Origin of the sequence: Spiroplasma endosymbiont of Asaphidion curtum (assembly GCF_964031085.1) — a bacterium.
GTDB lineage: Bacteria > Bacillota_I > Bacilli_A > Mycoplasmatales > Nriv7 > Nriv7.
Window position 1 is genome coordinate 1,041,556 of sequence record NZ_OZ035001.1, and the last position, 24,290, is coordinate 1,065,845.

Annotated in this window: 31 protein-coding genes, 1 pseudogene and 1 other annotated feature; of the genes and pseudogenes, 18 read left to right on the forward strand and 14 right to left on the reverse strand. The window is 25.2% G+C overall.

The window, feature by feature from the left end:
• Positions 1-103 precede the first annotated feature (103 nt).
• From AAHJ00_RS06215 to rplU, 4 genes and pseudogenes are all read right to left on the reverse strand, one after another.
• The gene (locus AAHJ00_RS06215; RefSeq protein ID WP_342223823.1) at positions 104-1,543 is read right to left on the reverse strand and encodes a YfcC family protein; all 1,440 of its coding nucleotides are present in this window, start codon (positions 1,541-1,543) and stop codon (positions 104-106) included.
• Positions 1,544-1,751: 208 nt separating this feature from the next.
• Positions 1,752-2,033, reverse strand: coding sequence for a 50S ribosomal protein L27 (rpmA, locus tag AAHJ00_RS06220; protein ID WP_342224623.1), 282 nt, complete (start codon positions 2,031-2,033; stop codon positions 1,752-1,754).
• Between the two features lie 8 nt (positions 2,034-2,041).
• Positions 2,042-2,347 (reverse strand): ribosomal-processing cysteine protease Prp, encoded by a 306-nt coding sequence (locus AAHJ00_RS06225; protein WP_342223824.1) that lies wholly within the window; start codon positions 2,345-2,347, stop codon positions 2,042-2,044.
• Positions 2,348-2,429: 82 nt separating this feature from the next.
• Positions 2,430-2,723 (reverse strand): annotated as a pseudogene (gene rplU / locus AAHJ00_RS06230) (50S ribosomal protein L21); the annotation flags it as partial.
• A gap of 10 nt (positions 2,724-2,733) precedes the next feature.
• Positions 2,734-2,807 (reverse strand) — a sequence feature (ribosomal protein L21 leader region).
• Positions 2,808-3,188: 381 nt separating this feature from the next.
• Between rplU and AAHJ00_RS06235 the strand changes: the two are divergent.
• The 4 genes from AAHJ00_RS06235 (at position 3,189) to AAHJ00_RS06250 (ending at position 7,068) form a co-directional block, all read left to right on the forward strand.
• Positions 3,189-4,139, forward strand: a complete 951-nt coding sequence (locus tag AAHJ00_RS06235; RefSeq protein WP_342223478.1) for an IS30 family transposase — start codon at positions 3,189-3,191, stop codon at positions 4,137-4,139.
• 143 nt (positions 4,140-4,282) lie between these two features.
• Positions 4,283-5,704, forward strand: coding sequence for an MATE family efflux transporter (locus AAHJ00_RS06240; protein WP_342223825.1), 1,422 nt, complete (start codon positions 4,283-4,285; stop codon positions 5,702-5,704).
• 19 nt (positions 5,705-5,723) lie between these two features.
• Complete coding sequence (locus tag AAHJ00_RS06245; RefSeq protein WP_342223826.1) at positions 5,724-5,957, forward strand: helix-turn-helix transcriptional regulator; 234 nt, start codon at positions 5,724-5,726, stop codon at positions 5,955-5,957.
• A 127-nt stretch (positions 5,958-6,084) separates the two neighbouring features.
• The gene (locus AAHJ00_RS06250; RefSeq protein ID WP_342223827.1) at positions 6,085-7,068 is read left to right on the forward strand and encodes a hypothetical protein; all 984 of its coding nucleotides are present in this window, start codon (positions 6,085-6,087) and stop codon (positions 7,066-7,068) included.
• Position 7,069: 1 nt separating this feature from the next.
• Here AAHJ00_RS06250 and AAHJ00_RS06255 read toward each other — a convergent pair whose 3' ends face one another.
• Entirely contained in the window at positions 7,070-7,219 is a 150-nt protein-coding gene (locus tag AAHJ00_RS06255; RefSeq protein WP_342223828.1) for a hypothetical protein, read from the reverse strand.
• A gap of 58 nt (positions 7,220-7,277) precedes the next feature.
• Here AAHJ00_RS06255 and AAHJ00_RS06260 point away from each other — a divergent pair, with 58 nt between their 5' ends.
• The 3 genes from AAHJ00_RS06260 to AAHJ00_RS06270 all read left to right on the forward strand — a co-directional run bounded on the left by AAHJ00_RS06260 (position 7,278) and on the right by AAHJ00_RS06270 (position 9,420).
• Positions 7,278-7,430, forward strand: a complete 153-nt coding sequence (locus AAHJ00_RS06260) for a helix-turn-helix domain-containing protein (RefSeq protein WP_342223550.1) — start codon at positions 7,278-7,280, stop codon at positions 7,428-7,430.
• A gap of 78 nt (positions 7,431-7,508) precedes the next feature.
• A protein-coding gene (locus AAHJ00_RS06265) for an IS5 family transposase (protein ID WP_342223829.1) occupies positions 7,509-8,332 on the forward strand; the annotation gives its coding sequence in 2 pieces (ribosomal slippage) (positions 7,509-7,905 and positions 7,905-8,332; 825 coding nt in all).
• A gap of 137 nt (positions 8,333-8,469) precedes the next feature.
• Positions 8,470-9,420, forward strand: coding sequence for an IS30 family transposase (locus tag AAHJ00_RS06270; protein WP_342223478.1), 951 nt, complete (start codon positions 8,470-8,472; stop codon positions 9,418-9,420).
• A gap of 23 nt (positions 9,421-9,443) precedes the next feature.
• Here the strand turns inward: AAHJ00_RS06270 and AAHJ00_RS06275 are convergent, their stop codons facing one another.
• Positions 9,444-9,776 (reverse strand): helix-turn-helix domain-containing protein, encoded by a 333-nt coding sequence (locus tag AAHJ00_RS06275; protein WP_342223830.1) that lies wholly within the window; start codon positions 9,774-9,776, stop codon positions 9,444-9,446.
• 738 nt (positions 9,777-10,514) lie between these two features.
• Here AAHJ00_RS06275 and infC point away from each other — a divergent pair.
• The 8 genes from infC to AAHJ00_RS06315 all read left to right on the forward strand — a co-directional run bounded on the left by infC (position 10,515) and on the right by AAHJ00_RS06315 (position 14,813).
• Positions 10,515-11,123 (forward strand): translation initiation factor IF-3, encoded by a 609-nt coding sequence (gene infC, locus AAHJ00_RS06280; protein ID WP_342223831.1) that lies wholly within the window; start codon positions 10,515-10,517, stop codon positions 11,121-11,123.
• Positions 11,065-11,274: a 50S ribosomal protein L35 gene (gene rpmI / locus AAHJ00_RS06285; RefSeq protein ID WP_342223832.1), complete on the forward strand. Its 210-nt coding sequence runs from the start codon at positions 11,065-11,067 to the stop codon at positions 11,272-11,274. Before infC ends, rpmI begins: the two co-directional genes overlap by 59 nt.
• Before the next feature lie 15 nt (positions 11,275-11,289).
• Positions 11,290-11,655: a 50S ribosomal protein L20 gene (rplT, locus tag AAHJ00_RS06290; protein WP_342223833.1), complete on the forward strand. Its 366-nt coding sequence runs from the start codon at positions 11,290-11,292 to the stop codon at positions 11,653-11,655.
• 197 nt (positions 11,656-11,852) lie between these two features.
• Positions 11,853-12,179, forward strand: coding sequence for a transposase family protein (locus AAHJ00_RS06295; RefSeq protein ID WP_342223834.1), 327 nt, complete (start codon positions 11,853-11,855; stop codon positions 12,177-12,179).
• Between the two features lie 77 nt (positions 12,180-12,256).
• Positions 12,257-12,604, forward strand: coding sequence for a transposase family protein (locus AAHJ00_RS06300; protein WP_342224624.1), 348 nt, complete (start codon positions 12,257-12,259; stop codon positions 12,602-12,604).
• 51 nt (positions 12,605-12,655) lie between these two features.
• Complete coding sequence (locus tag AAHJ00_RS06305) at positions 12,656-13,165, forward strand: dUTP diphosphatase (protein WP_342223835.1); 510 nt, start codon at positions 12,656-12,658, stop codon at positions 13,163-13,165.
• A 13-nt stretch (positions 13,166-13,178) separates the two neighbouring features.
• Complete coding sequence (locus AAHJ00_RS06310; RefSeq protein WP_342223836.1) at positions 13,179-14,114, forward strand: hypothetical protein; 936 nt, start codon at positions 13,179-13,181, stop codon at positions 14,112-14,114.
• Positions 14,115-14,132: 18 nt separating this feature from the next.
• Positions 14,133-14,813: a SprT family zinc-dependent metalloprotease gene (locus tag AAHJ00_RS06315; RefSeq protein WP_342223837.1), complete on the forward strand. Its 681-nt coding sequence runs from the start codon at positions 14,133-14,135 to the stop codon at positions 14,811-14,813.
• Between the two features lie 285 nt (positions 14,814-15,098).
• Here the strand turns inward: AAHJ00_RS06315 and AAHJ00_RS06320 are convergent, their stop codons facing one another.
• The 3 genes from AAHJ00_RS06320 to AAHJ00_RS06330 form a co-directional block, all read right to left on the reverse strand.
• Positions 15,099-15,746: an IS30 family transposase gene (locus tag AAHJ00_RS06320; protein ID WP_342224625.1), complete on the reverse strand. Its 648-nt coding sequence runs from the start codon at positions 15,744-15,746 to the stop codon at positions 15,099-15,101.
• Positions 15,743-16,375 carry an IS30 family transposase gene (locus AAHJ00_RS06325; RefSeq protein WP_342224626.1) on the reverse strand — a complete coding sequence of 211 codons (633 nt, stop codon included), beginning with the start codon at positions 16,373-16,375 and terminating at the stop codon, positions 15,743-15,745. The genes AAHJ00_RS06320 and AAHJ00_RS06325 overlap by 4 nt, the downstream gene beginning before the upstream one ends.
• Positions 16,376-16,514: 139 nt before the next feature.
• Positions 16,515-17,363: an IS30 family transposase gene (locus AAHJ00_RS06330; protein WP_342223838.1), complete on the reverse strand. Its 849-nt coding sequence runs from the start codon at positions 17,361-17,363 to the stop codon at positions 16,515-16,517.
• Positions 17,364-17,586: 223 nt separating this feature from the next.
• On the opposite strand from AAHJ00_RS06330, the gene AAHJ00_RS06335 reads away from it, so the two are divergent.
• From AAHJ00_RS06335 to AAHJ00_RS06345, 3 genes are all read left to right on the forward strand, one after another.
• On the forward strand, positions 17,587-18,012 hold the full coding sequence (locus AAHJ00_RS06335; protein WP_342223839.1) for a hypothetical protein: 426 nt from the start codon (positions 17,587-17,589) through the stop codon (positions 18,010-18,012).
• A 286-nt stretch (positions 18,013-18,298) separates the two neighbouring features.
• A complete protein-coding gene (locus AAHJ00_RS06340) occupies positions 18,299-19,288 on the forward strand; it encodes an IS1/IS1595 family N-terminal zinc-binding domain-containing protein (protein WP_342223840.1) in 990 nt (329 codons plus the stop codon).
• Between the two features lie 75 nt (positions 19,289-19,363).
• Positions 19,364-20,314 carry an IS30 family transposase gene (locus tag AAHJ00_RS06345; protein ID WP_342223478.1) on the forward strand — a complete coding sequence of 317 codons (951 nt, stop codon included), beginning with the start codon at positions 19,364-19,366 and terminating at the stop codon, positions 20,312-20,314.
• Between the two features lie 124 nt (positions 20,315-20,438).
• Here the strand turns inward: AAHJ00_RS06345 and AAHJ00_RS06350 are convergent, their stop codons facing one another.
• The 5 genes from AAHJ00_RS06350 to AAHJ00_RS06370 all read right to left on the reverse strand — a co-directional run bounded on the left by AAHJ00_RS06350 (position 20,439) and on the right by AAHJ00_RS06370 (position 24,211).
• Positions 20,439-21,404, reverse strand: coding sequence for a DDE-type integrase/transposase/recombinase (locus AAHJ00_RS06350; RefSeq protein ID WP_342223841.1), 966 nt, complete (start codon positions 21,402-21,404; stop codon positions 20,439-20,441).
• Between the two features lie 70 nt (positions 21,405-21,474).
• Positions 21,475-21,897, reverse strand: coding sequence for a hypothetical protein (locus tag AAHJ00_RS06355; RefSeq protein WP_342223653.1), 423 nt, complete (start codon positions 21,895-21,897; stop codon positions 21,475-21,477).
• Between the two features lie 53 nt (positions 21,898-21,950).
• On the reverse strand, positions 21,951-23,231 hold the full coding sequence (locus tag AAHJ00_RS06360) for a hypothetical protein (protein ID WP_342223842.1): 1,281 nt from the start codon (positions 23,229-23,231) through the stop codon (positions 21,951-21,953).
• 189 nt (positions 23,232-23,420) lie between these two features.
• Positions 23,421-23,939 (reverse strand): hypothetical protein, encoded by a 519-nt coding sequence (locus tag AAHJ00_RS06365; protein WP_342223843.1) that lies wholly within the window; start codon positions 23,937-23,939, stop codon positions 23,421-23,423.
• Positions 23,940-23,965: 26 nt separating this feature from the next.
• Positions 23,966-24,211 carry a hypothetical protein gene (locus AAHJ00_RS06370; RefSeq protein ID WP_342223844.1) on the reverse strand — a complete coding sequence of 82 codons (246 nt, stop codon included), beginning with the start codon at positions 24,209-24,211 and terminating at the stop codon, positions 23,966-23,968.
• Between the last annotated feature and the right edge of the window lie 79 nt (positions 24,212-24,290).

Sequence of the window (24,290 nt, forward strand, 5' to 3'; positions counted from 1 at the left end):
TTATAATTTCTATTTTAAATATATTTTATAGGAATTTTGTTTAATAAATAAGTAATGCAAGAAGTCTATTCTTTTAATTTTTAATATAACTAATTTTCTAGCATTAAAATGTTGGTTGCCCAATTAATGAACCAATTACTAAAAATACTATTGATAATACCATAATAACTATTAACAAAGGCCAAACTCCTTTTAATAACGAACCATATGAAATATGTGAAAGGGCAATAGCTCCCATAACAACACCAGAAGTTGGGGTTACTAAATTAACAATTCCTGATGCTAAACTAAAACTAGTAATTGCTCCTGATGTTAAACCAACACCTAGTGTAGGAGCAATAATACTAAAAACTGCTGTTGCAAAACCACTAGCAGAAGGAATTAAAAATGATAAGAGAATAAATAAAAAATATAAAATTAAAGGAATAACTCATTGTGGTAAATTAACAATACTATTTTTAATTCCCACAATCATAATTTCTTGCATTCCTGTGCGTTGTAAAATTACTGTAATTCCACCAGCTAATGCAATTACTAAACAAACAGATAAAATAGCAGAACTTCCTTGTAAAATATCACTAACTAACATTTGTTCTGATTTTCAATTAACAAAACCAATAATAATTGTCGCAATTAAAAAAAACGAAGAAACTTCTAATAAACCACCCTCACCAATTCCTGGAATAAATTTGGTTATATATGGCACTTCAGTATTAATTGTTTTCCCAAATTCTTTAAAAACACTAATACCAAATTCACTTCAAGCAATTAAATAAAAAATCATTACTACAAATGCTAAAGCAAAGAAGATCAATGAAACAACTCTTCGTTTTGTTAATGGCACTTCTAAAATTGATTTTTTAAAAATTTTTTGATGCTCACTATGCATTGAAAAAACAACTGAATTACGGTTATCTTTTTTAACACGATAAGCATAAAGCATTACAAAAACAATCGCCACCGTTGTCATCACAATTCAAATTATAACTCTTCAAACTATTCCTGTAGTTACTGCTAATTTACCAACAATTCCACCATCAATTGCAGCCTGGACAGCCGTACCAATTAAAAATGGATTAATAATTGAACCTAAAACACCAATCCCAGCACCTAACAAAATAATTAATAATCCCGTAAAAGCATCAAATCCCGCAGCTAAAATAATTGGTAAAATTAAAGCATAAAATCCTAATGTTTCTTCTGCCATCCCATATGTTGTTCCTGAAACTGAAAAGAAAATCATTAAAATAGGAATTAACCACAACTCCTTATTTTTTAAATTAGAAATTAACTTACCAATCAAAGCATCTAAAGCTTGAGTTTTCATCATCACATTAACAAAAGCCCCTAAAATTAATACAAAGATAATAATTGATGCCCGACCTTTATTAGTAAAACTTTCCATCGGAACTCAAAAAATATCAATAATTCCTGCTGGCGTTTTAGCAACCCCTGGAATTCAAGATAAAAAAACTAAAATAACAATAATTAAAAATAAAATGGTAAATGCCGTTGGCATTTTAAATTTAAATCACTTTTTCATATCGCTAATCAACCATTGCCGCTAACACAACTCATCTAATAATATTAATTTCTAAGAATTTTCTCACTTCAAAACTAAATTGATATTTACTATCCTTCATAATTTGTATCCCTTTCTAATTTCACATATTTGCATATATTTTAGCACAAAAAAACAACAAGAATTAACTTGTTGCTTCTCATAATATTTAATTTAACAAAGAAAAAGACTATTTTTCATAAACTGAAACTTTCGTTCTCTTTTTACCATAGCGTTCATATTTAACAACACCATTAACTAAAGCAAACAAAGTATCATCGCCACCACGACCAACACTATTTCCAGGATGAATCTTAGTTCCCCGTTGACGATAAATAATCATCCCTGTCTTCGCTAATTGTCCATCACTTAACTTAGCACCTAATCGTTTAGAATGTGATTCGCGACCATTACGACTAGAACCAACACCTTTTTTAGAAGCAAAGAATTGAATATCTAACTTAAATCTCATCATAATAATTATATCTCCTTAATTTCTATATTTTGTGGATATTGCTCAGCAATAGTTTGTAACTGATAAACCATTGTATTCAACACAATTTGATTAACAGCTTGTGTTTCCAAAACCTTAATAATAATATCATCCTTAACCGAAATACTAATACTATCCTGACATTGCCGCTCTAATGCATTTAAAGTTCCAAAAACAACAGCACTAATCGCACTACAAACAATATCTTGACCCTTTACTTTAAAACCAGAATGACCACTAACAATTACTTGATAATAATTATTTTGCTGTCTTTGAATCTGAACCCAAACCATTATTACTATCACTAATTTCTGCTGTTGGCACCGCTTTTGACTTAGTTTCAACAACTTTAGAAACCTTTTTTGCTCCATCTAATAAAATATCAATAATTTTCACTTGTGTATATGGTTGACGATGACCATACTTAGTTTTACTATTTTTCTTTGCTTTATAGGTAAAAACCACAATCTTTTTTTCTTTACCTTGTTTAATTATTTGACCAACAACCTTAGCATTTGGTACGAACCTTCGACCAATGTTACCATCAATCATTAAAACCTTATCAAACTCAACAATATCGCCAGCATTACCAACGATTTTTTCAATTCAAATTACTTGTTCCTTTTCAACGCTTAGTTGCTTGCCACCAGTTAAAATAATAGCAGACATATATACATACCCTCCAGCTTAGACTCGCCAATTTAGGTGAGATTAAACTACTTATAAACCTATTTCGTGCGGTTGAAACCGTTTAAAGTTATCACAAATTAATCTTGCAATACTTACAACATTAATAATTATAACCTAAAATAAATATTTTCGGTAGCAAAATATGTAAATTGGTCGCGTTTAGTTTTGTTAGGTATTGCTTTGAAGAAGCAAAACAATCAGCTAATTTATATTATTTAATTACTAAACTAACCCTACCTTTCTTGTTATTGTCATTTTTGTTCATCTTTATTTTATCATACTATTGAATTTTTACACAATAAAAAATTATTAATTTTATTAAATTTTTTTTTAATTTGCTGAATTATACTTGTAAGTGCAAGTAAATAAAATTGCAAAAAATCTCATATAAAAATTTCATGATGCTAAGTTTATTTTAGAAAAAACAAAGCAAGGAGTTTTTATATGGGTTACAAACATCTTGGCATATATGAAAGAATTTATATTGAGAATCAATTGAAGTTTAAAGTAAAAATTAGTGAAATAGCTAAAAATCTTAATCGAAGTATTAGTACTATTATTCGAGAAGTCAATAGAAATAAAGATAGTAATCATTATTTTTCATTAATTGCACAAAATAAAGCAGAAAACAGAAAACAATCACATGTTTATTTTCATAAGTTTAAAAATAGAGAATTAGTAAAATATGTACAACAAAAATTACTATTAGGTTGATCGCCTGAACAAATTTATGGCAGAATTAAAAATTTTCATAAAGAATGAATTATTAGTTTTAAAACAATTTACAATTGAATTTATTCTGGATTACTTGAAAAAGTTACTAATAAAAATTTAAGAAGAAAAGGTAAGAAACGAAAATCTCAAGAAAATCGCGGTAAATTTAATGGTAAATCAATTAAAGAACGAAATATTAATGTTAATAATCGTATAACTGTTGGCCATTGAGAAGGTGATACTGTAGTATCATCACGAGGTAAAAGTAAATCATGTTTAATAACTTTAGTTGAAAGAACATCAAGATTTACTTTAGCAATGTTAGTTGAAAATAGAACTACTAAAGTTGTTAACGAAAACATTAGCCATTATTTATCAATTCTTCCAAATAATCTTGTTAAGACTATAACATTTGATAGGGGTAAAGAATTTTCTAATTGACAACAACTTGAAAAAAATTTAAATGTGAAAATTTATTTTGCTAATGCGTATTCGCCTTGACAAAGAGGTACTAATGAAAATACTAATGGTTTAATTAGAGAAAAATTTCCTAAAAAATTTAATTTTTCAAATACTACTAAAAATGCAGTTCATAAATTTATATTGTCTTTAAACCAAAGACCAAGAAAAATACTAAATTATCTTTCACCAATCGAATATTTGGTTAGAAAAATAATTTAGTTGCACTTAACTTTACAATTTGGCATATATATAAATTTGTGATATAAAGAAATTGTTATTAATTTAGTAGTAAAATTTGTTTTGCTATTAATTTTTTATATTTTAAGTGTTAATTAAGAAAATATTGTAATTGGGTGGAACTAATGAAATTAAAAATTAATTGAAAACAATATTGAGATTGAGAATTTAATAAAAAAGTTTTACGGATGATGCTACCTTTGATTTTGCAAAGTTTGATTGTTGCTTTTATTAATGTTTTAGATACAATTTTTATTTCAATTTTTAATCCTGAACAATTAACTGGTTTAGGTTTAACGAATGATATGTTTATTTTGTTAATTTATAGTTTTTGATCGATTTCGGGTGCTGGGGGTATTTATACAACACAATATTTAGGGAAAAAGAATTATGCTAAAGTTGCGGAAACCACAAGAATAAAATTAATTTTGGCACTTATTTTAGCAATAATTTATTTTACCTTAATATCAACATTAAGAACATCATTAATTAATATTATTGTGAATTTAGATAATCATTTGCCAGAAGATAATAAAAACTTGATTTTTCAATCTGCAAATGATTATTTGCAAATTATTAATTATACAACTTGGTTTTTAGGTATTTCGTTAGTTTTTTATAATACAATGTATGAGTGTGGTGATGTTTGAACGCCTTTATATATTAACTTTTTGCCTTTAACAATTAATGCGATTTTAAATCCGATTTTTATTAAACTTTTTGGTTGAGGTGTTGTTGGTGCTGCGTGGTCAACATTTATTGCTCGGGTTTGTGAATTTATTGTTGTCATTGCTTTTATAGTTTGAAAGAAACCAGTTTATTATCCAGGATGAAAAATTTGAAAAACAACATTAGATTTGTGAAAAAAAATTATGAAAAACTTTGTGTTTATTTTTATGGCGAATGCCTTGTTTGCGCTTTCATCATTTGTACAAAAGATGATTATTTTAAAAGAAGGATTTTTAGATAATTCTTATCAAGCGGCAATTTTAACATTTAGTATTATTGGCGTATTTTATTCATTTTTTAATGGTTATTATGTTGCTGTTCCATATTTTGTTGGTCGGGAGTTAGGAGCTAATCATATTGCTAAAGCAAAAGTTAATTTTTATAAAATTTTAGGTTTTGGTTTAATTTTAAATGCTACGATTGCTTTATTAATCATATTTAGTTCGCCATTTATTCTTAATTTTTTTATAGGAAATCCAGCAGTTATTTATGTTGCTAAGTGGTATTTAGCTTTTCAAGGGATAGCGTTCTTTTTCTTGTCAACATCAATTATTTTCTTTAATATTTTAAGAATTGGTGGTAAAAATTTGTTATCAAGTTTAATTGATATTCTTTGCACTTGGTTTTTTATTGTTGGGTTAACTTGATTTGCATTTACAATTTTTAAATCTAATAATTATGAAGTGTTTTCTGAGAATTGAGTAATGGTAACAATAATTGTATTTTTAATTGTTTCTTTAGCTGAAATTATTCAATTTTCAATATTAATTATTACCGTGCGAAAAGTTAATTGAGCTAATAATTTAGTAAAACAATAAATTAAAGGAATGTTTAAGAATGAACAAAGATATTATGAATGTTAAAATTAAGTTTGGACAGCAAATTAGACAATTACGAGTAAATTTGCATTTGTCCCAAGAAGAGTTAGCATATGAATGTGATTTAAATAAAAATTATATTTCTGATATTGAACGCGGTGAAAGAAACATTTCTTTACAAAGTATTGCTAAACTTGCTAAAGGTTTGCAAGTATCATTATCGGAATTATTTGATTTTGATTATCAAATTTAAACACTACAATATACTTTAAAGAGGGGGTGTAATTATTTCACAGTGGTTATTTGGTTGAACAAAACCAGAATATTTATGGATATTTTTTGTTATTTTTGCGAGTGTTAATTTTTTTGCTTCCATGCAGATGATTAAATATTTGTCGGCGTTAAAGATGCGAACGAAAATGTCGACGGCGGTTGCTGGAGTATTATTATTATCAATTATAACTTCATTGCCAGAACTTGTATCAGCGATAACAGCAGGTGCTTTGGGGAGTCCTGAAGTTAGTATGGGTGATATCATGGGGGCAAATTTATTTTCAGGAGCGATGTTAGCAGTTGCTGATATTATTTTTATTCGTTATTTATTTTTTAAAAAAATAAATAACTCTAATCGCTTTATTATTTATTTAATGATAGGAATTAATATAATTTTAGTATTAGCTTTAATGCCAATTAAAGTATTTGATTTTATGCGTTTAACAATTCCTTATATTAATGTTTCTTGGCCATTTTTAGTTTTGTTATTAGTTTATGTAGAATTTTTAGTAATGATGTTTAAAGGATTTCATGATGAGGAAAAAGAACCTAAAACTAAAAAAGATGTTGGTTTAAAAAAATTATCATTAAAGATGATTATAATTTTTTTTGTTATTTCTGTTATTGGTTTAGTTCTTTCTTCAATAGTATTAGTTGCAGTTATTGATAACTTTGATAATGTTTATGGGATTAAAAAAGAATCGGCAGGAGCATTTTTTTTAGGAATGACAACAGCCTTACCTGAAGCAGTATCATTATTTTCTTTAGCAAGGATTGGTTATGGTAATGTTGCGATTGCTGGAATTGTTGGTAGTCATCTTTTTAATTCAATTATTTACTTTGTTGCTGATATTGTTAATCATCCTGTCGGAAGTTTAGAATATTTAGCAAATGGTAATATGATGAATTTAATGCCATTATTTGTTATTGCTGTTTTGTTATTGTTAACAATTATTATTTTTACTGTTAAAACAATTCCTCGTTGAAGTAGTAATAAAATTTTTACAGTAATAACTTCTGGAGTAATTATAATATTTTATGGTTTTAATATTATTTTTCAAATTTTACAAAGTCAATATCATTTTTTATAATTTAGTTGTAAAATAAGGACGCATAAAGTTTTGTTAGGTAGGTAAATATTTGAATAAGTATTAAGACAGTCAGCAATGATTGTCTTTTTATTTTATAAGGTGCTGAATTATACTTGTAAGTGCAAGTAAATAAAATTGCAAAAAATCTCATATAAAAATTTCATGATGCTAAGTTTATTTTAGAAAAAAACAAAGCAAGGAGTTTTTATATGGGTTACAAACATCTTGGCATATATGAAAGAATTTATATTGAGAATCAATTGAAGTTTAAAGTAAAAATTAGTGAAATAGCTAAAAATCTTAATCGAAGTATTAGTACTATTATTCGAGAAGTCAATAGAAATAAAGATAGTAATCATTAGACTTCTTGCATTACTTATTTATTAAACAAAATTCCTATAAAATATATTTAAAATAGAAATTATAAGGAATTTAAGATTATGAAATTTGATAAATTTAATTTTATTAATGATAAAGAATTATTACGATTAACTGGAATAAAGCAAAGTACTTTTAATAAAATGTTAAATATTTTAAAAGAAGCTGAGTTAAAAAAGTTTAAAAGAGGTGGTAAAAATAATAAATTATCATTAGAAAATAGATTATTGATGACTTTATCATATTGACGAGAATATCGTACTTATTTTCATCTTGGTAAAAGTTTTGATATTAGTGAAGCTAGTTGTTATCGAAATATCAAGTGAATTGAAGATATTTTAATCAAACATCCTGATTTTCAACAACTTGCTGGTAAAAAAACATTAATAAATGATTATTTTAATGATAAAACAATTATTATTGATGCTACAGAAACACCCATTCAACGCCCAAAAAAAGACAAAAACAATCTTATTCAGGAAAAAAGAAAAAACACACTATTAAAACACAAGTAATTATTGAAAAAGAAAGCAAAATAATTATTGCAACAAATTTTTCTCTCGGTAAAAAGCATGATTTTTGTTTATTTAAAGAATCAAAAATCCCAATTTTAAAAAATACTAAATTAATAGTTGATAATGGTTATCAAGGAATACAAAAAATTCATAGTAATGTTCTAATACCTAAGAAAAAAACAAAGAAAAACCCTTTAAATAAAGAACAAAAACATAATAATAAATTAATTTCAAAAATAAGAATTATTATTGAAAATATTTTTGCTATTCTTAAAAAATTTAAAATTATTACTGAAAAATATCGTAATCGTAGAAAACGATTTAGTTTAAGATTTAATTTAATTGCTTCAATTTATAATTTGCAATTATAGATAACATAAAATATTTATTTAAAATTAAATGCTGAATTATACTTGTAAGTGCAAGTAAATAAAATTGCAAAAAATCTCATATAAAAATTTCATGATGCTAAGTTTATTTTAGAAAAAACAAAGCAAGGAGTTTTTATATGGGTTACAAACATCTTGGCATATATGAAAGAATTTATATTGAGAATCAATTGAAGTTTAAAGTAAAAATTAGTGAAATAGCTAAAAATCTTAATCGAAGTATTAGTACTATTATTCGAGAAGTCAATAGAAATAAAGATAGTAATCATTATTTTTCATTAATTGCACAAAATAAAGCAGAAAACAGAAAACAATCACATGTTTATTTTCATAAGTTTAAAAATAGAGAATTAGTAAAATATGTACAACAAAAATTACTATTAGGTTGATCGCCTGAACAAATTTATGGCAGAATTAAAAATTTTCATAAAGAATGAATTATTAGTTTTAAAACAATTTACAATTGAATTTATTCTGGATTACTTGAAAAAGTTACTAATAAAAATTTAAGAAGAAAAGGTAAGAAACGAAAATCTCAAGAAAATCGCGGTAAATTTAATGGTAAATCAATTAAAGAACGAAATATTAATGTTAATAATCGTATAACTGTTGGTCATTGAGAAGGTGATACTGTAGTATCATCACGAGGTAAAAGTAAATCATGTTTAATAACTTTAGTTGAAAGAACATCAAGATTTACTTTAGCAATGTTAGTTGAAAATAGAACTACTAAAGTTGTTAACGAAAACATTAGCCATTATTTATCAATTCTTCCAAATAATCTTGTTAAGACTATAACATTTGATAGGGGTAAAGAATTTTCTAATTGACAACAACTTGAAAAAAATTTAAATGTGAAAATTTATTTTGCTAATGCGTATTCGCCTTGACAAAGAGGTACTAATGAAAATACTAATGGTTTAATTAGAGAAAAATTTCCTAAAAAATTTAATTTTTCAAATACTACTAAAAATGCAGTTCATAAATTTATATTGTCTTTAAACCAAAGACCAAGAAAAATACTAAATTATCTTTCACCAATCGAATATTTGGTTAGAAAAATAATTTAGTTGCACTTAACTTTACAATTTGGCTAAAAACTAATAATTCATTCTTTATGAAAATTTTTAATTCTGCCATAAATTTGTTCAGGCGATCAACCTAATAGTAATTTTTGTTGTACATATTTTACTAATTCTCTATTTTTAAACTTATGAAAATAAACATGTGATTGTTTTCTGTTTTCTGCTTTATTTTGTGCAATTAATGAAAAATAATGATTACTATCTTTATTTCTATTGACTTCTCGAATAATAGTACTAATACTTCGATTAAGATTTTTAGCTATTTCACTAATTTTTACTTTAAACTTCAATTGATTCTCAATATAAATTCTTTCATATATGCCAAGATGTTTGTAACCCATATAAAAACTCCTTGCTTTGTTTTTTCTAAAATAAACTTAGCATCATGAAATTTTTATATGAGATTTTTTGCAATTTTATTTACTTGCACTTACAAGTATAATTCAGCTATTTATAAAAATTTTAAATAAAAATTAAATCCGACCGTTTTAAAAACCCCTCTTGTGTTTGTCATAAGTCTGTGGTATATTACAAAGAAAGGTGATTTTTCTATGTTAGAAATTAATAACAATAGAACTTGGTACATAACTATAACATTTTGTACCTACCAAACTATAAAATTCACTTTCATCTTTATCTAATATTTGTGCTTCATCTAGAAAATAATATTATCAAAATAGTAGATAAAATTGAGGGTTATGTACCAAGTCTATTGTGTAAAAATTCAATAATATGATAAAATGATAACGAATAAAAATGACAATAACAAGAAAGTCAGGGTTAGTTTAGTAATTAAATAATATAATTAGCTGATTGTTTTGCTTCTTCAAAGCAATACCTAAGAAAACTAAACGCGACCAGTTTAATATTTTTTTTTTTTTTTGCATTTTTATTTATTTATGTTATTATTTATAGGAACATAAATAAAAGAAAGTAGTGTTACACTCACCTGATAGCAACATATTATCGTTATGGGTAAACAGCTAATAATAATTTTAGATTTAATATCTAAATATTTTAATGGTGAGTGTGTATTAGTACACACTTTTTCTATGTTGTTATAGGAGGTTTTCTATTTTATGAAACATAAGCCAAATACTGATTTTATTAACCAAAATATTCCTTTTCGTGAAGTTTTAGTTATTGATCAAGATGGCAATCAATTAGGTGTGATGTCACGAAATGATGCTTTAAGGACTGCTAAAGAGCAAGGACTAGATTTGTTTGTTGTTGCACCTAATGCTAATCCACCAGTGTCGAAAATTTTAGACTATGGCAGATATAAGTATGAAGAGCAAAAAAAAGATAAAGATAATAAAAAAAAGCAACGAATTATTCAAAACAAAGAAATGCGTTTAACACCTAATATTGGTGAGCATGATTTGCAATTTAAAACTAAGAAGGTAATAGAATTTTTAAAAGATGGTGATCGGGTTAAAATATCTTTAAAGTTTCGAGGTAGAGAATCACATCGTAAAGAATTTGGTTATGAAACATTAATGCGGTTTTATGATTTAGTAAAAGAGTATTGTGAAATTGAAAAAACACCAAAATTAACTGGTCAGTTTTATGACATGTATTTAATTGCTAAAAAAGATAAGGCTTTAAATAAAGAAAAGGAGCAAGAAAATGACCAAGAAAATAAGCAAGAAAATGAGAACAAAAAAAGCATTACAGAAACGAGTTAAAATTACTGGAACTGGTAAATGAAAGCGAAAGCATGCTTTTACTTCTCATTTAGCGCAAAATAAGTCAACTAAACAAAAACGACATTTAAGCAAAAAAGGAACAGTACATAAAACTGATTACCGAAGATTAAAAAATTTACTACTTAGTTAGAAAGGAAATATAATAATGGCAAGAGTTAAGGGAGGCGTTACTACTAGGAAACGCCGTAAAAAGGTTTTAAAACAAGCTAAAGGTTATTTTGGTTCAAAACATACATTATTTAGAACTGCTAAAGAACAAGTAATGAAGTCTTTAGCATATGCTTATCGTGATCGTAAAAAGCGTAAATGCGAGTTTCGAAGTTTATGAATTACACGAATTAATGGTGCTACTAGAGAATATGATATGTCTTATTCACAATTTATTAATGGTTTACATAAAGCGAATGTTGATATTAATCGAAAAATGTTATCGGAAATGGCAATTCATCAACCAGCTGAATTTAAAAAATTAGTTGATTTATCTAAATCAGCATTAGAAAAAAAAGATTAATTTTATCTAGTAATAATTTATAAGTTATTACTAGATTTTTATTTGCAACTTGAAAAAATATAATTATAATAGACTTGGTACATAACCCTCAATGTTATCTACTATTTTGATAATATTATTTTCTAGATGAAGCACAAATATTAGATAAAGATGAAAATGAATTTTATAGTCTAATAGGCATAAAATATAAAACTTTCATGAAAATGGTAGAAATTTTAAAAGAAGCTGAAGCTAAACAAAAACAAATTGGTGGTAGACCAAATAAATTATCAATAGAGCAAAGATTACTTATGACTTTAGAATACTGAAAAGAATATAGTACATATCGTATTATTGCAAAAAAATATAATATTAGTCATGTTAGTTGTATTCGTAATATCTTTTGAGTTGAAAATACTCTAATAAAAAATAGTCACTTTCATATACCTGGCAAAAAGATATTATTGGAAAATAAGGGTACTAATAATAATTTATTAGCAATTGATGCTACAGAAATTCCAATTGAAAGAATTAAAAAAAACTAAAATTATTATTTTCTGGTAAGAAAAGGTAACATTCATTAAAATCGCAAATAATTATTGATTTATTTAACAATAAAATTATTTCAGTAGATTTTTGTTATGGCAGTATTCATGATTATAAGTTATTTTTAAAATCAAATACACTTATAAATCCAAAATTAGAATTAATTGCTGATTCAGGATATCAAGGTTTGCAAAATGTTCATAAAAATACATTATTGCCAATTAAAAAGAGTAAAAATAATCCTTTAAATCCAGATAAAAAGGAATATAATAGCTTTTTAAGTAAAGTTAGAATTGCCATTGAACATGTTTTTGCTAGATTAAAAAGATTTAAAATACTAGTTTATCGTTATCGCAATAAGATTAGAAGATTTGGATTACGATTTAACTTAATTTCAGGAATATATAATTTTGAATTAAGCTAGTTATAGTTATGTACCAAGTTTAATAAATAAAACAATATAAGTTAGGGCTGGGTGAAATATATTTTAAATTTACAATTATGAAAACAAATTATTAGTTTACAAAAAAAATTAGATGCAAGAATTTTAGAAGAAAAAAAATTATTAGTTGAAAAAACAATTGATAAACGATTTTTAGCTTTATTAGTAGAATTATCAGAATTTAGTAATGAATTACGATGTTTTAAATATTGATCGAATCGTATGACATATAAGTCAAAAGAATTAGTTTTAGATGAATTTATTGATTGTTTACATTTTCTTATTAGTATTGGATTAAGTTTTAACATTGATTTAGAGGCATATTCTTATGAATTGAAGCAAGAACAAGATTTAACATTGTTAATATTAGAAACTTTTAATCATACGATTGCTTTTTGAAAAAATATTACTAATGATTATGCTAACATTTTAAATTATTTTTTTACAATTGCTAATGTTTTGCAGTTTAGTTTTCAAGATATTTTTCAAGCCTATTTAAATAAAAATGAGATTAATCATCAACGAATAAGTAATAACTATTAAGGGAGAAGTAAAGATGTTTTTATCATTATATGATTTTTTTAATCCAGCAGGAAGTCCTGGTGAAGTTATTACTAAAATTGGCGTTACTTGACAATATTGATTACCAGTTATTGTATCATTAATTGTTTTGGCTTGTTTGTTTCTTTTTAAAACAGGATATGTTAAGTTAGCACAAAATAAATTATTTTTAAGAATTCTTGGTATTTTTCAAATTTTCTTATATTTTCTTTATTATTTTTTACATTTTTTATTTTTATATTATTTTAAAGAATCAGGAAAAAATTTACGAGGTTGACCTTGAATTTTCCCTTTTCATTTAAGTTCAATAACACAAATTATTAGTGGCATTTTATTAATTAAGGCTAATGATAAATTATTTAGTATTACTGCACCTTGAGTAGTAATTATGGTTTTTGCAAGTTTACTAATTCCAGCTGATAAATCGTATGGACCACAACATTTTTCTTATTGGTTATATTATGTTTTACATGTTATTATTATTTTTACTTATTGATTTTTATATATGTATGGTATTGTTCAATATCATCGTGATTATTTATTATGAAGTTTTATTAGTTTAATTATATTTAGTTTAATGGCTTTAAGTTTTAATGCTCTTTCATTAGTTATTGCGAAAAATGAAAATGAAATAACTAATTTATTATTTATTGGTCGTAATGGTTATCCATTATGAGGTAGTGGTGATAACCTTGTTACTACTGCTAATATTTTTGATCGGACTGGTCGTTTGTGACCATTAGGTTATATTTTTATATTTGCTTTTGGAATATTTTTTACATCTTTAGGTTATTTAATTTTAACTAAGTTGCAACCTTATTACTTTAAAAAAGGAAATAAATTTGTTCCTTTAAAAAGAGTAAAACAACCGTGAGATTTTAAAGCTTTGGGAATAATGTTTAAAAATATTAAAACAATATTTAAAAAGTAGTATGAGGATGGTTATTAGATGCTTAAAAAGCAATTAGTTTATGAAAATGTAGCATTGGATTATTATTTGCAACAAGGTAAAAGATTATCAGTAAGATATTATTCATCGAATATTATTGTCAATGCTCCATTAGGAATGAAAGAACAATATATTGAGAATTTTCTTATTAGTAATTGAAAAAAATTACAAAAAATTATTAATAAACCGACAAAGATTTTAATTAATTTGCATCAAAAACCATATTTTGTTTATTTCTTAGATAAGAATTATGAGGTGCAAATTAATTATTTTGCTAATAATAATAAAGTTATTTTTGTCGAAACAACTATTGTTGTTAATTTAAAAGGCAATGATGCGACGCAACTTGTAAAAAATTTTAATAAATTTCTTAGTAAGCAAGCTGAATTATATTTGTGTTCCCGAGTTGCGTTGCTTGCTAAAACAATGAATTTAAGCTATCAACAACTTAAGTTTAGAGTGATGCGTAGTAAATGAGGTGTTTGTCATTTTAACAAGCAAAAAATTGTTCTAAATTCCAAAATTATGCATTTTAATTTTGATGTTATTGACTATGTTATTATTCACGAGTTAGCCCATTTACGAGAACCTAATCATGGTAAAGCATTTTGAGAATTAGTGATGCAATTTTGCCCTAATTTTAAAGTTTGTCAGCAGATTTTAAAACAAGTTTTTTTGTAAAATTGTTCTGATTGTAAAATCAACAAAATTAATCTGATGTTAGTACTTAAAACAATTTAAATTTTATTAATAAATATTGAATATATATTTTTTAAATATGATAAAATATTTTTGAAGTTAGCAACATCGGTATTTAATTTAAAATTAATAATTTATATGTTACATAAGAAGTGAATCATTTTTGATATTTTTTATTTTAAAAAGGAGGAGTTAGTTATAAAAAATAATTAATAAAAATTCTCATAAAAGGTTTTGATATATGCCAAATTGTAAAGTTAAGTGCAACTAAATTATTTTTCTAACCAAATATTCGATTGGTGAAAGATAATTTAGTATTTTTCTTGGTCTTTGGTTTAAAGACAATATAAATTTATGAACTGCATTTTTAGTAGTATTTGAAAAATTAAATTTTTTAGGAAATTTTTCTCTAATTAAACCATTAGTATTTTCATTAGTACCTCTTTGTCAAGGCGAATACGCATTAGCAAAATAAATTTTCACATTTAAATTTTTTTCAAGTTGTTGTCAATTAGAAAATTCTTTACCCCTATCAAATGTTATAGTCTTAACAAGATTATTTGGAAGAATTGATAAATAATGGCTAATGTTTTCGTTAACAACTTTAGTAGTTCTATTTTCAACTAACATTGCTAAAGTAAATCTTGATGTTCTTTCAACTAAAGTTATTAAACATGATTTACTTTTACCTCGTGATGATACTACAGTATCACCTTCTCAATGACCAACAGTTATACGATTATTAACATTAATATTTCGTTCTTTAATTAATTTACCATTAAATTTACCGCGATTTTCTTGAGATTTTCGTTTCTTACCTTTTCTTCTTAAATTTTTATTAGTAACTTTTTCAAGTAATTCAGAATAAATTCAATTGTAAATTGTTTGCCAAATTGTAAAGTTAAGTGCAACTAAATTATTTTTCTAACCAAATATTCGATTGGTGAAAGATAATTTAGTATTTTTCTTGGTCTTTGGTTTAAAGACAATATAAATTTATGAACTGCATTTTTAGTAGTATTTGAAAAATTAAATTTTTTAGGAAATTTTTCTCTAATTAAACCATTAGTATTTTCATTAGTACCTCTTTGTCAAGGCGAATACGCATTAGCAAAATAAATTTTCACATTTAAATTTTTTTCAAGTTGTTGTCAATTAGAAAATTCTTTACCCCTATCAAATGTTATAGTCTTAACAAGATTATTTGGAAGAATTGATAAATAATGGCTAATGTTTTCGTTAACAACTTTAGTAGTTCTATTTTCAACTAACATTGCTAAAGTAAATCTTGATGTTCTTTCAACTAAAGTTATTAAACATGATTTACTTTTACCTCGTGATGATACTACAGTATCACCTTCTCAATGACCAACAGTTATACGATTATTAACATTAATATTTCGTTCTTTAATTGATTTACCATTAAATTTACCGCGATTTTCTTGAGATTTTCGTTTCTTACCTTTTCTTCTTAAATTTTTATTAGTAACTTTTTCAAGTAATCCAGAATAAATTCAATTGTAAATTGTTTTAAAACTAATAATTCATTAGACTTCTTGCATTACTTATTTATTAAACAAAATTCCTATAAAATATATTTAAAATAGAAATTATAAGAAATTTAAGATTATGAAATTTGATAAATTTAATTTTATTAATGCCAAATTGTAAAGTTAAGTGCAACTAAATTATTTTTCTAACCAAATATTCGATTGGTGAAAGATAATTTAGTATTTTTCTTGGTCTTTGGTTTAAAGACAATATAAATTTATGAACTGCATTTTTAGTAGTATTTGAAAAATTAAATTTTTTAGGAAATTTTTCTCTAATTAAACCATTAGTATTTTCATTAGTACCTCTTTGTCAAGGCGAATACGCATTAGCAAAATAAATTTTCACATTTAAATTTTTTTCAAGTTGTTGTCAATTAGAAAATTTTTTACCCCTATCAAATGTTATAGTCTTAACAAGATTATTTGGAAGAATTGATAAATAATGGCTAATGTTTTCGTTAACAACTTTAGTAGTTCTATTTTCAACTAACATTGCTAAAGTAAATCTTGATGTTCTTTCAACTAAAGTTATTAAACATGATTTACTTTTACCTCGTGATGATACTACAGTATCACCTTCTCAATGACCAACAGTTATACGATTATTAACATTAATATTTCGTTCTTTAATTGATTTACCATTAAATTTACCGCGATTTTCTTGAGATTTTCGTTTCTTACCTTTTCTTCTTAAATTTTTATTAGTAACTTTTTCAAGTAATCCAGAATAAATTCAATTGTAAATTGTTTTAAAACTAATAATTCATTCTTTATGAAAATTTTTAATTCTGCCATAAATTTGTTCAGGCGATCAACCTAATAGTAATTTTTGTTGTACATATTTTACTAATTCTCTATTTTTAAACTTATGAAAATAAACATGTGATTGTTTTCTGTTTTCTGCTTTATTTTGTGCAATTAATGAAAAATAATGATTACTATCTTTATTTGTAATGTACCACAGACTTATGACAAACACAAGAGATTTTTTAAAAAAGGGACAAAAAATTATAAAATAATGCGAGAAATTTTCAAAAATAGTTTACAATTAAATTCCAAGGTAAAAAGACTGTAAATTAAATTTTGGAGAAAGGAAAAGGTGTTATTAATTTTATTAATTAGTAAAAATTCACGAAAGGGATTTGATTAATATGAAAAAATTACTAGGAATCTTAGGAACAATAACAATAGCAGGGAGCGGAATGGCGGGACTTGTTGGAAACGCTCCAGCTCCAGCAAAAAATGAAATTAATTATCAAAAGGCTGATAATTTAGAAAATTTAAATAGAAATAAAAGAGAAAATTACAATAAGCCAATAATAATTGATAGTTATCAATTAAAAGATTCGGGAGTTTGATTTGAAACATATTGATATTGATTTGGTTATTGCAGACTACATTTTAGTCATAATGAAATTGAAAGCCTTATTGAAGGCGGGCATTCAATAACTGAACTAGCTCAACAAATTGCAGAAGCATTCCCTCCACTAGCACCAGTAGCGGTTATAATTGCTGGATGAGTAACATTAAATTTATGAGGATTAAATTCTTATGATTATGGAAATGGTGCGTGGGTAGCATTTCATCTATTACAGCCTGAAATACCCCTTGGATTTGGAAGTAATTAAGAAAGGCATTCTCGGAATTATTTTTAAGAAATTGAATTATCACCGAATGGCAGTGCATTTATTTTAAGAAACTAATAGTAAAAATTTTTGCAATTTTTGAAAAGGTGTTTTACTGTTTAAAGATGAATGACAGCGTTCAAAGTTGTAAAAGTAATAATATTTATTTAAATAATGTTGGAGTTCGTTCTGATTTAATTTTTTTTTAATTTTGTCGAAAACTCTTGATATTTATTGAATATACTTAATTTTAGGTATATTTTTAATATGATAGAGGTGGATAATAATTATGGAAAAAATAATTCAAGAACTAGTAAATAATTTAACAGATGATCAATTTTTAGAATTTTATGAAAAAGTCAAACAACAAGCAGAATTAATAAAAAAACAAAAACGTTTAAATGAAATTGATCAAAAATTTAGAGCTCAAGGTATTAAATGCCCTAAATGTGAATCTTACCATTGCGTTAAAAATGGACATAATTCAGAAGGAAAACAAAAATATTTATGTAAAAATTGCTGTGCAAGTTTTGACGCTTTTCGTAATCATTTTATTTATTGAAGTCATTTAAATTATGAACAATGAAATTTATTGATTCAAATTTCATTGCTGGGGCAATCTAGTAAAACAATTTCTCGTTTTATTAAAACTACATTAAAAACCGCTTGATATAATCGTCAAAAATTAATGAAATCAAAACAATTAGAAAATACCCAATTAAAATTTAAAAAATTATCTGGTAAAATCCAAATCGATGAAACTTTTATTAAAGAAATCCATAAAGGAAATTTCAAACATAAAACTGATCCACGAAGAATTCACCTTGACCCATTCACAACTAATACTAAATGCTGTATTCAAATGGCAATTGATAATAATAACAATATTTATGTTAAATCCACAAACACCAAACGTTTACAAAAACAATGAGTTATTGAAAATATGAACAAAGAATTAATTAACAAAAATTCAATTATTACTTCTGATATGCAAAAATTATATTTTTTAGTAGCAAAACAAACAAATTCTACTTTATGTGTAACTAAAACAACAATTAATCCTGAAGCTAGTTATCGTAACTTAAATAAAATCAGTAAATTACAATCTAGTCTTAAAGAAGCCTTAATTCATTATCATGGTTTAGGTTTTACTAATATTCAAAATTATTTAAATCTCTGAAAATGAAAATACCAACATAAGGGTTTAACTCCAAACCAACAAACAGCGGTATTATATTTTAATGTATGCTGAATTATACTTGTAAGTGCAAGTAAATAAAATTGCAAAAAATCTCATATAAAAATTTCATGATGCTAAGTTTATTTTAGAAAAAACAAAGCAAGGAGTTTTTATATGGGTTACAAACATCTTGGCATATATGAAAGAATTTATATTGAGAATCAATTGAAGTTTAAAGTAAAAATTAGTGAAATAGCTAAAAATCTTAATCGAAGTATTAGTACTATTATTCGAGAAGTCAATAGAAATAAAGATAGTAATCATTATTTTTCATTAATTGCACAAAATAAAGCAGAAAACAGAAAACAATCACATGTTTATTTTCATAAGTTTAAAAATAGAGAATTAGTAAAATATGTACAACAAAAATTACTATTAGGTTGATCGCCTGAACAAATTTATGGCAGAATTAAAAATTTTCATAAAGAATGAATTATTAGTTTTAAAACAATTTACAATTGAATTTATTCTGGATTACTTGAAAAAGTTACTAATAAAAATTTAAGAAGAAAAGGTAAGAAACGAAAATCTCAAGAAAATCGCGGTAAATTTAATGGTAAATCAATTAAAGAACGAAATATTAATGTTAATAATCGTATAACTGTTGGTCATTGAGAAGGTGATACTGTAGTATCATCACGAGGTAAAAGTAAATCATGTTTAATAACTTTAGTTGAAAGAACATCAAGATTTACTTTAGCAATGTTAGTTGAAAATAGAACTACTAAAGTTGTTAACGAAAACATTAGCCATTATTTATCAATTCTTCCAAATAATCTTGTTAAGACTATAACATTTGATAGGGGTAAAGAATTTTCTAATTGACAACAACTTGAAAAAAATTTAAATGTGAAAATTTATTTTGCTAATGCGTATTCGCCTTGACAAAGAGGTACTAATGAAAATACTAATGGTTTAATTAGAGAAAAATTTCCTAAAAAATTTAATTTTTCAAATACTACTAAAAATGCAGTTCATAAATTTATATTGTCTTTAAACCAAAGACCAAGAAAAATACTAAATTATCTTTCACCAATCGAATATTTGGTTAGAAAAATAATTTAGTTGCACTTAACTTTACAATTTGGCGTATAAAAAAGTTAAAGTAAAAATAGTAATTTTACATAAAAGCATTTTAAAATTATCAAGTTGATGATTCTTTTTATTTTATCAAGAGTTTTCGACAAAATTAAAATAATTTTTTATCCTTAGCATAAAATAATTTGGTATAATGTTGATGGAATCGTTCAATTTTGCCATTTGATTGTGGTGAACGAATCGGCGTAGTTTCGTGAACAATTCCGTTCTTTGAAAGAAAGGTTGTAAAAGGCCTTTCTTTTACTTTGTATGCTTTTTTATTACTTCAGTTAGTAGTTGTAAATTCTGGAGCATTATCAGTGCGAAGGCGTTTAATGGTTATGCCAAGTTCGCTAAAATCTTTCATTGCTCTTTGGACAGCGTTGATAGCATTATTAGTTCCCAAACTATCATAAACATAACCAAATACTATGCGTGTCATTTCGTCAATGAAATCATAAATGTAATATTTTTTATCAACCGGAAAATTTGATGTAGTAACGATTTTGGCATCCATTTGTAAAAGACCGATATCGGAAACTTCATAACACTTAAAATGGCGTTTAGTTTGTTTTATTTGTTGTTTTAATTCTTTTCAACGATGGTCAGATTTAATTCAACGATAAAAAGTTTTGATATTTTTAGGAACTTCTGAATTTTTAATATCGTGAAAACCGATTTTTAAATTGTTAAATAAAGACCACATTCCGTCGGCTTGAAGATTTTTGTAATCAAAATATAAATCACATACTTTTTCACGAGAATTTAAACTATATTGATAATTAAGATTTTGTGGCTTTGTAGTTTTAAACAATAACAAATCTAAATTGTCAGAATAATAAGCGGTCATAATTTTTTCTGCCCAACGATAAAAGGTTTTCGTTGCATTCTTAAAATATTTTTTAATAAGTTTTGTTAAAGTAGTTTCTTCCATATAAAAATAAGTGCATAAATTTAAATAGGAAGTAATGCGTTTTTTAGTTTTATAGTAATAAGGATTACAGCAATTAGCACTTAGTCAACTTTGTACTTTTGCTTTTAAATCTGCTAAATCAGCTTGGGAAATAATATATTTCATTTTTTAAACTCCTTAAATTAAGAAAATCGTATTACAAAAAATACGATTTTCAAAAATATTTATTAAATTACTAATTTTTATTAGGCATCTTGGCAGAAAATAAAACTATACGATAAAGGCTTAAAACTTTTTCAAATGAAATTTTTACATTAACAATTTCTTCGAGTCAATAACTATCAACATCGTAAGTAAAATTATAAATACGATAACCATTTATTTTTTTATAAATACCATTTTTGTTATAGAGATTAGTAAATTCTGAACTAAACAAATAAAATTGTTTTTGTGATAATGGAAAATCAGGTAATAAAATATCACTTTTGGTAAAATCAAGCAAAACAGCACCAGTATCTACATTAGGAATTATAATTAAACCACTATTTTTAACACTAGCAAACTCTAAATCGTATGATTTAAAATCATTACTATTTTTATTGCACCCAGAAACAAACATTACACATACTAAATTTAAAGTTGATAAAAATTTTCGCATAAAGAAAAATCCTCCTTTCAAAGGAATTATATTATAAAAAATAATGGCAATATTTAAGAAAACTTTTTTAATATCATTAGCAAAATTGCTAAGGGCACCACAAATTCGAATAACATCTGAAATGCCGGAATAATTTCAAACACCGGAAATGCTGTTTTCGTAAAATTAATCGTTGTTTTGGCAATATCCGCAAGGGGGCGAATTAAAAGATTAATCCCCGAAAGACCAAGTAATCAATTCAACATACTAACAGAAGCGTGCTGAATGCCACAAGATATGGCACTAAATAAACCTCAATAAGAACAGTTGGGTGTAGGAATTAAGTCATTCATATTACCGCTTATTCCGCCACCAATAAAAGCTGTTGAATTCAAAATGTTAAAATCGTATAAAGAATAATGATATTCAGTACTTTCATTTTTCTTTTTATATAGTGGAAAAGTCAGCGTAAAAATATTAATCCCATACATTACATCGACTTTAGCGTTATAAAAATGCAGTTTATTATTAGTGGCGTTTCATAATTGGTTATCATACGATTTTAATACATTAAAATCTATTTGATAAGAACTTTTACCACTGTTAAAACCATTGGCAATTTGTTTATCTTTAACAAAGAAATAAGAACGAAAAATCATATTCTTACTATTTTCGATTGTTGAACCAGAGTTAATCAAATACTGTTTGGGATAAAAAGTAATTAAGGAACGATAGAAAAAGCCCATTTGTAAAACATTTTTAGGAATTTGTTGTATTCCTTTGTAATCTAATTCTACATAAGTAGAGGCATCTGTATCAAAACTCGCATAAAAGAATTGTACGAAAAAACCACCTAAAACTTTATAAATTTTATTAAATAAATCATTAATGAAATCAATAGTTAAATGTTTTTGATAATGAAGCATAAAATTTTTAAAATCAAATTTTAATTTATCATCATAGCGTAAAAAATGGAATGTATTACCATAATAATTAACTTGTCCAAAAAAGGTATTAATAAAATCTCCTCCAAAACTTGTTCGCGAGCCAGATTTTCAAAGTGATTTACCATTTTCTAAAAACTCATTATTACCCACAATGCTACCATGCTCAGTTTTTATAGTAATAACATCACCAAAACTAGAAAATAAAAGTTCTCTAAAAATAACTTTTTCAATGAAACCAGGAGGATATAAATTTTTGCGACTTAAACTAAATTTACTATTTTGTTTAAAACCATTTAATTTAATTGAAATTTCACTCATATATTTAAAATTATCGTCAAAAAAATTAAAAATTGGCACTCAATATAAATAACTATAATTAAATTTATCAAAATCTCGGCGTTGTATCATTAAATAATCAAGTTTATCTTGAAACTGATTATACTGATATTCACCATCCTTTTTAGTTATTGCAGTCGGTAATAGTTGTTCATTAGACTTCTTGCATAACCTATTAAAATAATAAAAATTTTAAATTTAACCACTTTAAAATAAACATTTTTCTAAAATCTAAAATAATTTTGATAACAATTAACTAGGTTATGCAAGAAGTCTATTATCTTTTTCTGGTAAAGGAGGCATATCGGCAGAGAATAAAACTATACGATAAAGAGTTAAAACTTTTTCAAATGAAATTTTTACATTAACAATTTCTTCGAGTCAATAACTATCAACATCGTAAGTAAAATTATAAATACGATAACCATTTATTTTTTTATAAATACCATTTTTGTTATAGAGATTAGTAAATTCTGAACTAAACAAATAAAATTGTTTTTGTGATAATGGAAAATCAGGTAATAAAATATCACTTTTGGTAAAATCAAGCAAAACAGCACCAGTATCTACATTAGGAATTATAATTAAACCACTATTTTTAACACTAGCAAACTCTAATTCGCAACTATCTCCACATTGACTAGGATTAGTGGCTCGTTTTTGTCGTTTTATAAAGGATTGTTCCATATTAGGTTTTGGTGGTTGTTTTGTATCAAAGAAAGCACCTAGAGGGACTAAACCAATAAAAACAATAACTAACCAAGAGATAATTTTATACATATCTATATTTGTCCTTTCTTCTTTGTTTAACTTCTTAAAATAAGGTATATTGTTGATAAAATGCAAATTGTTCCTAAAATTTGAAAAATCGGATGTTGGGAAAATAACCTTATCATTGGTTTAAACAAATCTAAAATTTTAATATTATTTGATAGAACTTTATTAAAATATTCTAAACCCTCACGCACATAGGCTCATAAACCTAAAAAATCACCTAAAGCAAAAATAGAAAAAACAGCAACAAGAATAAATAATATTATTAATTTAAACACATTTATTTACTCCTTTGATTTCACGATTTAAAATTTTTATTTTGTCTAACTGTGGTAATTTGACCGCTTTTTCTGTGGT